Annotated in this window: 8 protein-coding genes; 3 read left to right on the top strand and 5 right to left on the bottom strand. The window is 67.4% G+C overall.

Features of this window, described 5'->3' with window-relative positions; genetic code table 11:
- Positions 1-251: 251 nt before the first annotated feature.
- From AC5JJ6_RS24550 to AC5JJ6_RS24560, 3 genes are all read left to right on the top strand, one after another.
- Positions 252-875 carry a hypothetical protein gene (locus AC5JJ6_RS24550; protein ID WP_496044578.1) on the top strand — a complete coding sequence of 208 codons (624 nt, stop codon included), beginning with the start codon at positions 252-254 and terminating at the stop codon, positions 873-875.
- 71 nt (positions 876-946) lie between these two features.
- Positions 947-2,047: a polysaccharide deacetylase family protein gene (locus AC5JJ6_RS24555; RefSeq protein ID WP_496044579.1), complete on the top strand. Its 1,101-nt coding sequence runs from the start codon at positions 947-949 to the stop codon at positions 2,045-2,047.
- A gap of 56 nt (positions 2,048-2,103) precedes the next feature.
- Positions 2,104-2,445: a hypothetical protein gene (locus AC5JJ6_RS24560; RefSeq protein WP_496044580.1), complete on the top strand. Its 342-nt coding sequence runs from the start codon at positions 2,104-2,106 to the stop codon at positions 2,443-2,445.
- A gap of 57 nt (positions 2,446-2,502) precedes the next feature.
- Here the strand turns inward: AC5JJ6_RS24560 and prsT are convergent, their stop codons facing one another.
- The 5 genes from prsT to AC5JJ6_RS24585 all read right to left on the bottom strand — a co-directional run.
- Complete coding sequence (gene prsT / locus AC5JJ6_RS24565; protein WP_496044581.1) at positions 2,503-5,277, bottom strand: XrtA/PEP-CTERM system TPR-repeat protein PrsT; 2,775 nt, start codon at positions 5,275-5,277, stop codon at positions 2,503-2,505.
- Between the two features lie 37 nt (positions 5,278-5,314).
- Positions 5,315-6,679, bottom strand: a complete 1,365-nt coding sequence (gene prsR, locus AC5JJ6_RS24570) for a PEP-CTERM-box response regulator transcription factor (RefSeq protein WP_496044582.1) — start codon at positions 6,677-6,679, stop codon at positions 5,315-5,317.
- 10 nt (positions 6,680-6,689) lie between these two features.
- The gene (gene prsK, locus AC5JJ6_RS24575; RefSeq protein ID WP_496044583.1) at positions 6,690-8,759 is read right to left on the bottom strand and encodes an XrtA/PEP-CTERM system histidine kinase PrsK; all 2,070 of its coding nucleotides are present in this window, start codon (positions 8,757-8,759) and stop codon (positions 6,690-6,692) included.
- A 178-nt stretch (positions 8,760-8,937) separates the two neighbouring features.
- Positions 8,938-10,449 carry an ATP-binding protein gene (locus AC5JJ6_RS24580; RefSeq protein ID WP_496044584.1) on the bottom strand — a complete coding sequence of 504 codons (1,512 nt, stop codon included), beginning with the start codon at positions 10,447-10,449 and terminating at the stop codon, positions 8,938-8,940.
- A gap of 12 nt (positions 10,450-10,461) precedes the next feature.
- On the bottom strand, positions 10,462-10,872 hold a 411-nt coding region (locus AC5JJ6_RS24585), incomplete at its 5' end, for a LuxR C-terminal-related transcriptional regulator (RefSeq protein ID WP_496044585.1).

Here is a 10,872-nt window from a genome sequence, read left to right on the forward strand (position 1 = left end):
GCTGGAACCGGAATGCACCATCAATGACGCCAATGGTGAGGTGGATACTTCATATGGATTGTTGCATGACAGGCACTGAATTCGAGAAAACTTAGCCGCAATGTCATCGGGCGGTGCCAACGCTACTACTTGGGTGTGGCGGCGGTGCCGCTTATGCTGTTGAGTCGGTTCGGATACCTCGGAAGACAGCGGATAAGCCGCTATCGCGTCATGCAACTGGGCAGGTTCTCATGGTTGGATCGGTTTCCGGAATGAGCCGGGCGAATAGGCTTCGGCAAGACCTGGATGCCGGCTTGCACCAGGACGTGGAGGAGCGGGAGGTGGCACATACGGGCGGAGACGGACACTCGGCGGTCAGGGACAAGTCGCTGGAGGAAATGGCTTCCGATCTGCGCAGCCTGTCCGGGCAGATCGTGACGGCGCGCGTCATGGGGCTCGGCAACGGTGCGGTGGGCGATGCGGCCAGCGGGACGGTTGGCGGGGCGGGCGGCGACGCGGGAACGCCGGCGGTCCGGCTGGTCGGCGACATGCTGGCGGCGGAACTCAGCCGCACCCTGGAGCAATTGAGCGCCCGCCAGCGGGAAGACATGGCTTCGCTGGTGCTCAACCACGCCCAGGGCATGCGGGCGACGACCGACCGCGTCGACCGCCTGCTGCGGGGTCTGGAAGCCGACCGGGAGCGGGGCGGTCCGGCGGACAAGACCGTGCTGGACCGCCTGGACGCCATCGCCGCCCGCCAGGACGAACTTGAATCGCTCTTGCTTCGGCAGCGCCGCAGTCTGGTGCCCAACTGGGTCGCCGGCCTGCTGGCGCTGGCGGCGCTCGGCATCAGCATCGGCTCCGCGGTGGCGCTCCATATCGGCCTTCAGCCATGACCGGATCGGCCTTTCGCCAGAAGATGACCAACGGCACGCCTTACAGTACAACTTGCGATGAAATCGGAAAAATGCGGGCGGAAAAAGAAAAGGTCCTGTTCGAGGACGACTGGAATCCAATCAGACTGCCGCCCGATCTTCCCCCGGTTTTGCTGGTGGTCGTGGACGCGGAGGAGGAGTTCGACTGGTCGGGGCCATTCACGCGGGACCGCCACAGCGTACGCTCCATGGCGGCCCAGGGTCCCATGCACCGCATCTTCGAGAAGTACGGCATCCGTCCGACCTATGTCGTCGATTACCCGGTCGCCAGCCAGCCCGACGGGCTGGAACCGCTCCGCGACCTGCTCAAGGATGACGCCTGCCTGATCGGTACCCAGCTTCACCCGTGGGTCAATCCGCCCTTCGACGAGGAAATCTGCGAGCGCAACTCCTTCCCCGGCAACCTCCCCCCCGATCTGGAACGCGCCAAGCTGTCCGTGCTGACCCATGCCATCGAGGACGGGTTGGGCCTGACGCCGCGCATCTACAAGGCCGGACGCTACGGTCTCGGTCCCAGGACCTTCCGCACGCTGACGGAACTTGGCTATCAGATCGATATCAGCGCCGTGCCGGGAGCGGACCTGCGGACCCATCATGGCCCGGACTTCCGCCGGGTCGCTCCGCAGCCCTACTGGATCGGTCCGGCGGGCCGCCTGCTGGAACTGCCGCTGACCCGCGGCTATGTGGGATTGCTCTCCGATTCGGGGCCTCGCCTCGAAGGGGCGCTCGAGTCTCCGCTGGCGCAGGCCTGCCGGCTGCCCGGCGTGCTCTCGCGGCTGGGCTTGATCGACCGGATCATTCTGACCCCGGAAGGAGTCCCGCCCGCCCAGCACATGGCACTGGTCCGGGCGATGATCCGGCGCGGCCAGCGCATCTTCATGCTGTCGTATCACAGCCCGTCGATGGTGCCCGGAAACACGCCCTATGTGCGGACCAAGCAGGATCTGCGGACCTTCATGGACAGGGTGGAAGCCTTCTGCGACCGGTTCTTCGGTGAGCTTGGCGGCACGACGAGCGACCCGCTGGCGGTGCGCGAGATGCTCCGGACCGACGCCGGTCTGGCCCGCGACGAGCAGCCGGCGCGGGCCAGGGGCGTGCGTCCCCCGGCGCGTCAATGTTCATCCAGCGGCTAGACCGGGTTATGATCCCGCCCGACGCTTAACAGTCTCATCATCCGGAGCAAACCGCTATGCGCCCCCTCCTCACCGTCGCCTGCCTCCTGACCGCCGCAACGGCGCTCGGCGGTTGTGAGATGTTCCCCAGCACCACTACCGCCCAGGCCTGCGCCGAGCTGCCCTCGGCCGTCTGGCCCTGGCGTCCGATCGACAACGCGCGGATCGAACGGCTGCCCCAGGCCGGCACCCCGGCGCTTTTCCCCATGGACATCGTCCAGGTCGTCGGCACGATCTCCGATCCCGACCAGTTCAAGGAGCCGGTTCCCGTCAAGTTCGAGTGCGTCTTTCGCGGCAACCAGCTCAAGACCTTCGGCTGGATCGAGCCGGCTCAATTCATCACGCCCTATACGCAGTGAACAGCCGGACAGGGGATCGGGCCTCGGCCCGGCACCCGTTTCACCCGGTCTCCCGTCCTACTTCCCGATCGTCGCCAGCAACTTGGCCGCTTCCTCGCGGCTCTGGAACGGCTTGCCGTCCGCGGCCAGCTTCTCCAGGATCTCCCGCGCCTCGTCCTTGGCGCCGGTTGCATGGAGCGCGTAGGCCAGATGGTACTGCACGTCCGGGTTCGACGGCGCGCCGGCGGCGGCGCTTCGCAGCAGTTCCACTCCCTCCGCCGTCTCGCCCGACTGGACGAGGATCCATCCCAGCGTATCCGCGATCTCGGGAGCCGACGGGGCGGCGGCATGGGCGCGGCGGGCGTATTGCAGGGCTTGCGGGCTGCCCAGTTCATGCGCGATCCAGGCGGCGTTGTTCAGCAATGCCGGATCGCCCGGCCGGGCCTGGACCAGGATGTCGTAGTGCATCTCCGCCTGCTTCAGGTCCTGCCGCGTCAGGTAGGTGTCGGCCAGCACGGTACGGGCCGCCACGTCGCCGGGGTTGCGTTTGACCCAGTCCTCAAGCCCGGATACCGCCTGATCCATCCTGCCGTTGTCGCGGCGTAGCCCGTAAAGCCCGAGCGCCAGCTGCCGGTCCGGCGTCGCCTGAAGCGCCTGCTCCATCGCCCGGATCGCCTCGTCCACCCGGTTGGTGCGCAGCAGGATGCTGCTGCGCAGCTGGGCCGCCGCGATCGGGTTGGCCTGACGCAGGCCGTCGGCCAGCTTCAGCGCGCCGTCGGCATCGTTGCGGGCCAGTGCCAGATCGACCAGTCCCAGCGTCGCCACGGCGCTGGCGGGGTCCTTGGCCTTGACGGTTTCCAGCACCGGACGCGCCTCCTCCGCCCGGTTGGCCGCGATCAGGTTCTGGGCCAGCGCTATCTGCGCCTCGGCATCGTCCGGCTTGGCCTTGACATAGATCCGGAGGGTATCCGCCGCCCTGGCCGGATCGCCGCCGGCCCTGTATGTCGCCGCCGCGAATTTCAGGGCTTCGGGCTGGGCATTGCCGATCTGCCGGAGCTGGCCGGCGGTCTCCAGCAGCTTCGGCTTGTCGTCGCGCCGCTCGTACAGCTCGCCCAGGATGCGCCGGATCGTGATCGAGTTGGGATAGCGCGACGCGGCGCTCTCCAGCGTGTCCTCCGCCTCGTTCAGGCGCTGGTTCTGCGCCAGGAACTGGCCGAGCCGCAGGACCGCCTGCTCGTCGCCGGGACTGGCCGAAACGGCGTCGCGCAGGCGCTTCTCGACGGCGTCCAGGTTGCCCATGCGGGCATCGACGAGGTTGAGGTTGTTCGCGATCTCCGACATCGACGGGTCGAGCGCGCTGGCGGCCTGAAGGCGCGACTTCGCGGTCCCCATGTCGCCCTCGGCCGCGAAGATCGCGGCCTCCAGGCTGATGAGCTGCGGGTTGTCCGCATCCGCCTGCTTCAGACTATCCACCGTCTCGTGCGCCTTGGCGAACTCGCCGTTGCGGATATAGTCGAGCACGAGCGCCACCGACCGCCGCGTTTCCGGCGGCATGTCGCGCGATCCGGCATCCGCCGCCTGAAGCAGGCTCAGCGTCGATCTGGCCCGCGCCGCCATCGCCCGGTTGGGCGACTTGGCCAGTTCTTCGAACATCGCCGTGGCGTTGCCCATGTCGCCCTGGCGCAGATAGGCGCCCGCCAGCATCTGCCGGGCGATCAGGTCGTCCAGATGGTCCGCCACCAGCGGCTTCAGCGCTTCGATGGCGCTCAGGGTATTGTTGGAGCGCAGCTGGATCGCCGCCAGCGTCCGGCGCGCCGGCACATGGCCGGGCGCCACCGCCAGGAACCGGTTGATCGACGCCTCGGCCTGGGCGTACTGGCCCGTGTTGAACTTGATCAGGCTGCTCAGCAGCAAGGCGGGGGGATAGTCCGCCAGCGCTCCCTCGATCGGCTGGAAGGTCGTGCGTGCCGCATTGGCGTCTCCCCGGATGAGCTGGATAGACGCCTTCATGTACCTTGCCATGACGTCGCGCGGCGCCCGTTCCAGCACGCGGCTGACATCCTTCTCCGCCTCGTTGATCGAGCCGGTCTGAAGCCGCACCCGCGCACGCGGCAGCAGCACGCGCGGGTTGTCGGGCGACAGCGCCGCGGCGCGGTTGAGGCTCGCCAGCGCGTCGTCCGCCCGCTGGCCGGCAAAGGCGATGTCGGCCGACAGCAGCAGCGCCTCCAGATTGTCGGGAGAGGTGGCGAGCACCTCGTCCACGCTCCGCCGCGCCTCGTCGGTCCGGTTGCGCAGCGCGTCGATCCGGGCAAGGCCAAGCTTCGCCTCGGCAAGGTTCGGCGCCGTTTCCAGAGCGGCGCGGAACTGGTTCTCCGCGTCGTCGATCTGGCCGGTACCCATATAGGCCTGACCGCTCATGACCAGCTTGGCCTGCGTCAGTTCCGGGGTAGCGCCCTGCGGCGACAGGACGGAGAAGACGTCGCCGTAGCGCCGCTGCATCATCAGCGCCTGCGCCAGGTGCAACTCGACCTCGTCGCCGCGCTGCGCCTCGAACACCCGCCGCAACTCCTTCTCGGCGGAGACAGCGTCGCCCGTCCGCAGGTAAAGCTGTCCCAGCAACTGGCGCGCCTTCAGGTTGGCGGGGTCCTGCTGGATCGCGTTCCGCAACTGGATCACCGCAGCGCTGGCGTTGCCGGACTGAAGCTGCTGGACGCCCTCGTTGTAGAAGCGCTGCGACTGCTGGGTGTCGGCATTGGCCGGCGTGAAGGCCGTGAAGCACGTGGCCAAGGCGATCAGGGACGACGCTGCCAGCAAGTGCCGGAACCTCGATGTCGCGGGCCGATGCTGGTTCATGGAAGGACTCCTCGAAGGACTGGGCGGGCCGCGCCGTTCATGACGGCGGGTTGACGTTGTGCTGCTTGAGCAGGCTGTAGACGGTCGGGCGGCTGACCCCCAGGATCTTGGCCGCCGCGGAAAGGTTGCCGGCGGACAGAGCCAAGGCGCTGGAAAGCGCTTTCCTCTCGGCCTCGTCGCGCGCCTCCTGAAGGGTTGCCGCCGCTTCGGGTTCCTCCGAACCGGGCGGAGCCGCCAGCCCCATATGGGCTGCGGTGATGCTCTGGCCCTCGGTCAGGATGACGGCGCGCTTGATTCGGTTCTCCAGTTCGCGGACATTGCCGGCCCAGGTGTGGCTTCGAAGCGCCGCCAGCGCGTCGGGAGCGAGCTGAAGCCGGCGGCGGCCATGATCGGCGGAGAATTTGTCGATCAGGTGGCGGGCCAGCACGACGCAGTCGTCGTTGCGGTCCCGCAGCGGCGGGATGTTCAGCGCCATCTCGCCGATCCGGTAGAACAGGTCCTCGCGGAACCCGCCGGTCCGGATGCGCGCTTCCAGGTCCTGATGGGTGGCGCAGACGATCCGGACATCGACCGGGATCGTTTCCCGCCCACCGACCCGCTCGATCACCCGTTCCTGGATGAAGCGCAGCAGCTTGACCTGGAGGCTCATCGGCATGTCGCCGATCTCGTCCAGGAACAGGGTGCCTTTCTGCGCCGATTCGATCTTGCCCTTGACCTGCCGCACCGCCCCGGTGAAGGCGCCGCGCTCGTGGCCGAACAGCTCGCTTTCCAGCAGGTTTTCCGGGATCGCGGCGCAGTTGATCGCGACGAAGGGATCGCGCCGGCGAGGGCTCAGGTTGTGCAGCGCGCGGGCGAACAGCTCCTTGCCGGTGCCGCTCTCGCCCAGCAGCAGCACGCTGATATCTGTCGGCGCCACCTTCTCCACCGTGCGGCAGAGCGACAGCATCGCATCCGAGCTGGTGACGATGCCATGGAAGCTCGGCTCCCGGCTCTGCTGAAGCCGCCGGTTCTCCGCTTCCAGGTCGAACACGTTGAAGGCCCGGCGGACGATCAGGCTCAAGACCTGCCCGTCGATCGGCTTCTGGTAGAAGTCGTAGGCGCCCAGCGCTATGGCCCGTACGGCATGGGCGCGCTCCTCGTTGCCGGTCACCACGATCACCTTGGTTTCCGGCGCCACGGCCAGGATTTCGGCCAAGGTGCGCAACCCTTCCACGGCGTCGTCGGGGGCGGGGGGCAGGCCCAGGTCGAGCGTCACGACCGAAGGCCGTACCGCCTTGACCTGACGCAGCGCGCTTTCCCGGTCGGACGCGGTATGGACCTCGCAGTCCTCGAACGACCATTTCAGGCCGCGCAGGATGGCTGGATCGTCATCGACCAGCAGCAGGGTGCGGGCAACTGTCATGGGGTACCTGTCATGGGGTGGCCTGCCCTTGCAGTTCATCGGAACGGGTTTCTGCAAGCGGCATCAGCACGCGCGCGGTCGTGCCGGTCCCGACCTCGCTCTCGATCTCCAGATGCCCGCCCCAGCGCTCGATCAGGTCGCGGGTCTGGTACATGCCGATGCCGTAGCCGGTGCTCTTGGTCGAGGCGAAGGGCCGGAACAGGTGGTCCCGTACGAAGGCGTCGGTCATGCCGGGACCGTCGTCGGTGACCTCGACCACCGCGTGGCCGTTCTCCGCGAAGCCGGATACCGTGATCCGCCCGCGCGCCGCGTCGATGGCGTTCTGCACCAGGTTCTCGACGGCGGCGGTGAAGCCCAGCCGGTCGACCGCCACGGCGACGCCGGGATCGATCCGCCCGAAGCCCAGGCCGGGCAGGGCGGCGCGCCTGGGCTCGACCACCTCGGCCAGCATGCCGTGCAGATCAGCCGCGCCGGCGGGTTCCTGCACGCCGGCCTCGCTCCGCTCCTTCAGCCGGCCCAGCAGCGCCCGCATCCGCTCGACCGAATCTCCGATGGTTTCCAGCGTGTCGCGCTGGAATTCCGGGTTGCCGCCGTGGCGCTCGGCATGCTGAAGGACCAGCGATAGCTGGCTGACCATGTTTTTGAGATCGTGGGCGACGAAGCTGAACGACTGGCCCAGCCGCTCGAACCGCTGCGCCTCGAACAGGGCGCGGCTGGCCTGCTCCTCGGCGATGTAGCTGCCGATCTGGACGCCCAGGATCTCCAGCAGGTCCTCGTCCTCCCAGGTCAGCGCGCGGGGGACGCGGGGCTCGCTCAGCACGATGGCGCCGACGATCTCGTCGCGCAGCCGCAGCGGCACCAGAAGCCACGGCGCGTTCAGCCGGCGGAGCCAACCCAGCACCGCCTGCTCCGCAGGATCGCCGGAGAGATCCAGCCCGTCGCGCAGGTTCAGCACGACGCGCCGTTCGCTCAGCCGCTCCGTCAGCGCATTCGGCAGCGCCAGCATGCCGGCCGCCCCCGACCAGTTGTAGCGCCCCGCCATCGCGAAGATATTGCCGCGTCCGCGCAGGAACAGCGCCCCGCTGCTGCACTCGAACACGTCGGCCATGGCCCTTACCGCGCGCTCGTGCAGGCTGGTCTGGGACGCGCTGTCCGACAGCGTCCGGATGAACCGCAGCCATTCCCGCCGGTAGTCGTAGGTGAAGGTGAAGAAGTTGCGGGAAATCAGCATGCGGGCGCGGGCACGCAACTCGCCCGACAGCAGCAGCACCGCCAGCACCATCACGGCGCCGACGAAGAACAGCATCTGCACCAGCGGCCCCAGCGTCATGCTGGTTTCCCGCAGCAGATAGCCGATCGCCGCTACTCCCAGCAGGTATACCCCGCTGCCGACCAGCGCCGTCGTGTGCAGCACCGTCTCGCGCGATATCGTCACGTCGAACGACAGCGTCCGGATGCGGGCGGCCGACACCAGCAGGAAAGGCACGGCGAGTATCTGGACCAGCGGCCGCGCTGTCAGCGTCATCGGGTCGGTGCGCGCCAGCAGCAGCGCCCCACTGTACAGGAACAGGTCGAAGGCAAACAGCCCGCCCAGCCCGATCAGCAGGTGCTTGAACGTCCACCGCGCGCTGTCGCGGGTGAAGGAGAACAGGTTCTCGATCAGCAGCAGTCCCAGCACCGCCAGCGCCAGCCCCGCCACCAGCGGAACCGGGACGAACCGGTTGAGCGGCAGGGGAATCCAGGTATCCGTTATGCCCAGCACCACCACTCCGGCGGCCACGGCAGCGACCGTGTTGCGCCAGAAGCCCTTGGCGTCGCCATGGGTGACTTGGCGCAGCACCACCAGCAGGAACAGCGCCCAGGCGCCGGAGCGCAGCAGCAGCAGGGTTTGCGCGATCTCCGGCCGCAGACCCGCGGCTTCTGCGCCGGCCCAGGCCGCCGTCAGCAGGGTCGCCGCGATCAATGCAGCGCCGTGGCGGCTCCGCTGCCACGTGGCGGCCAACAGTGCTGTCAGGATCAGATAAGTGAGCGCCGCAAGCCCATGGGTCGCAGCACCGATCAACGTCTGGCTGAGCTGCATTCTCTGTCCGTCGCTTGATCGCGGGACAGTAGCAACGCCGGGCTCCGCCGTCTTCTGAGCCTATCGGTTAACCCCAATGTGTCAGCCGGTTTGACGCCTCGAAGGAGCGTGTGGGATACGTCCCTTCAGCTATCTCAATGGGTTGGCGTCCGGTCTGTCAGCTTCCTTTACGCGTCGGTCACTGGAGCGCGTGGAACAGCGCATCGGGCGCTATCGGCTTCGCGACCATCCTGTAACCTGCCAGGGCGATTTCGCGCTCACGGACAGGGGTGTTCTCTTCCACCAGGATGATGCCCCGGATCGGCTGTTCCGATCGCGCCAGCAACTGGCGCATCGCGACGATCCCGCCGGAGGCGCCGCCGAACCGCAGATCGGCCAGAACGGCATGCGGCAAGGCTCCGGCCTTCCCAAGCAGATCCGCCGCATCTTCCGCCGACGGCATCAGTTGGACCGAGCCTCCCCAGTCCTCCACCAGCAGCCGGACGGAATTGGCGGTCGCCGCGTCCCGGTCGAGCAGCAGCACCCTCATTCCCTCGAACGGCCGGTCGACGGCGGCGCTCTTTTCCGCCTGAGGCGCTGAAAGCTCGCGGTTCGCCAGCGGAACCTTGATCGAGAAGCAGGAGCCGCACCCCGGCTTGGTGCGGACCTCGACACCGTGCCCAAGCTGGTCCGCCAGCCGCTTCACGATGGAAAGACCGAGCCCGAACCCGCCGGGATATTCCTGGACGCTCCGGGAGCTGCGGAAGAAGTCCTGCCAGATCAGGCCCAGTTCGTCGGCCGCGATACCGCGCCCGGTGTCGTGTATCTCGATCCGCAGCCATTCGCCCTGACGCCGGCACCCGACCACCACACGCCCCTCGACCGTGTATCGGAGCGCGTTGGACACCAGGTTCTTGAGGATCGTGTCGAGCAGGGCCGGATCGGTGCGGATACAGGCCGAACTCGGGTGCAGGACGAAGCCCAGTCCCTTGCGCTCCGCCATGGTATTGAATTCGCTCGCCAGACCGATCAGCGACGCGTTGACGTGATGATCGACCAGCGACGGTTCGACCCGGCCCGAATCCACCTGATCGAAATAGAGCTGCCCGTCCACGACGTTCCGCATCGACTGGATGGCGCGTCCCATGGATGCCAGCAGGTCGCGCGAGATCGGGTCGTGCAGCCGCTTCGCCAGGGACTCCGCGAGGAAGGAAAGCGCCGTCAGCGGCTGGCGGAGATCGTGGTTGGCGGAGGCCGTCATGCGTGACCGAACCCGCGCGATCGTCTCGACGGCTTCGACGGTGGTTTCCGCGGCGTTATCGGAATCCTGGTCTCCGGCATCGCGGGGCTCCGGAAGGGCGGTGTTCAGCCCATGCCAGTTGGCGACCTTCCCGTGTCCGTCCAGCAGCGGTTCCGCCCTGATGAAGAACCGCCGCGCCGCGCCGTCCGCACCCATCAGCCGGCATTCGTGTTCGAACACTTGCCGCGCGGCGCGGACCTCGCGCCAGTCCCGGACGAAGTCCCGCAGGTCGTCGGGATGGATCAATCCCGGCCAGCCCTCGACCAGCATGTCCTCGCTAGACCGTCCGGCGAAGTCGCACCAGCCGCTGTTGCAGTATTCCAGCCGCCCCTCAGGGCTTGCGATCCACAGGTGCGTGGCGATGCCGCGTGCTATGATCTGTTTCGATAAATCGGTTGAGTCCGCATTCATCGCCCATGCCTGCTACTGAGTGATCTGCTGCTTTTCGGAACCGCCGCCCAGTTCGGACTCGTGCTCGATCATCCACAGGGCGCCCTGTATCCGGTTCTTCACGTTCATCTTGCGGAACGCATTGTTTATGTGGAGCCGGACGGTGATGTCTGCAATTCCGAGGACGCGCGCGATCTGCTTGTTGCTGTAGCCGAGCTTGACATAGCCCATCACCTGCAACTCCTTGGCGGTCAGCGCCCGGCGCCGCTCCGCAAGACCGGGATCGAGGGCATGCGGCGTCTTCTCCACCAGCAGGTCGGCCAGCTGGGCGGGGAACACCTTCTCGCCGAGGATCACCAGCATGATCGACTCGAACAGCGCTTCCTGGGAGATCGACTTGATCAGGTATCCCATGGCACCGGCCTCGAACGCGGCGCCAAGGCT

The sequence above is a fragment of the Skermanella sp. genome, from assembly GCF_059503625.1.

Bases quoted from the DNA above. Each gene is read 5' to 3' on its own strand.
- AC5JJ6_RS24550 (WP_496044578.1), top strand. From the start codon at position 252: ATGAGCCGGGCGAATAGGCTTCGGCAAGACCTGGATGCCGGCTTGCAC.
- AC5JJ6_RS24555 (WP_496044579.1), top strand. From the start codon at position 947: ATGCGGGCGGAAAAAGAAAAGGTCCTGTTCGAGGACGACTGGAATCCA.
- AC5JJ6_RS24560 (WP_496044580.1), top strand. From the start codon at position 2,104: ATGCGCCCCCTCCTCACCGTCGCCTGCCTCCTGACCGCCGCAACGGCG.
- prsT (WP_496044581.1), bottom strand. From the start codon at position 5,277: ATGAACCAGCATCGGCCCGCGACATCGAGGTTCCGGCACTTGCTGGCA.
- prsR (WP_496044582.1), bottom strand. From the start codon at position 6,679: ATGACAGTTGCCCGCACCCTGCTGCTGGTCGATGACGATCCAGCCATC.
- prsK (WP_496044583.1), bottom strand. From the start codon at position 8,759: ATGCAGCTCAGCCAGACGTTGATCGGTGCTGCGACCCATGGGCTTGCG.
- AC5JJ6_RS24580 (WP_496044584.1), bottom strand. From the start codon at position 10,449: ATGAATGCGGACTCAACCGATTTATCGAAACAGATCATAGCACGCGGC.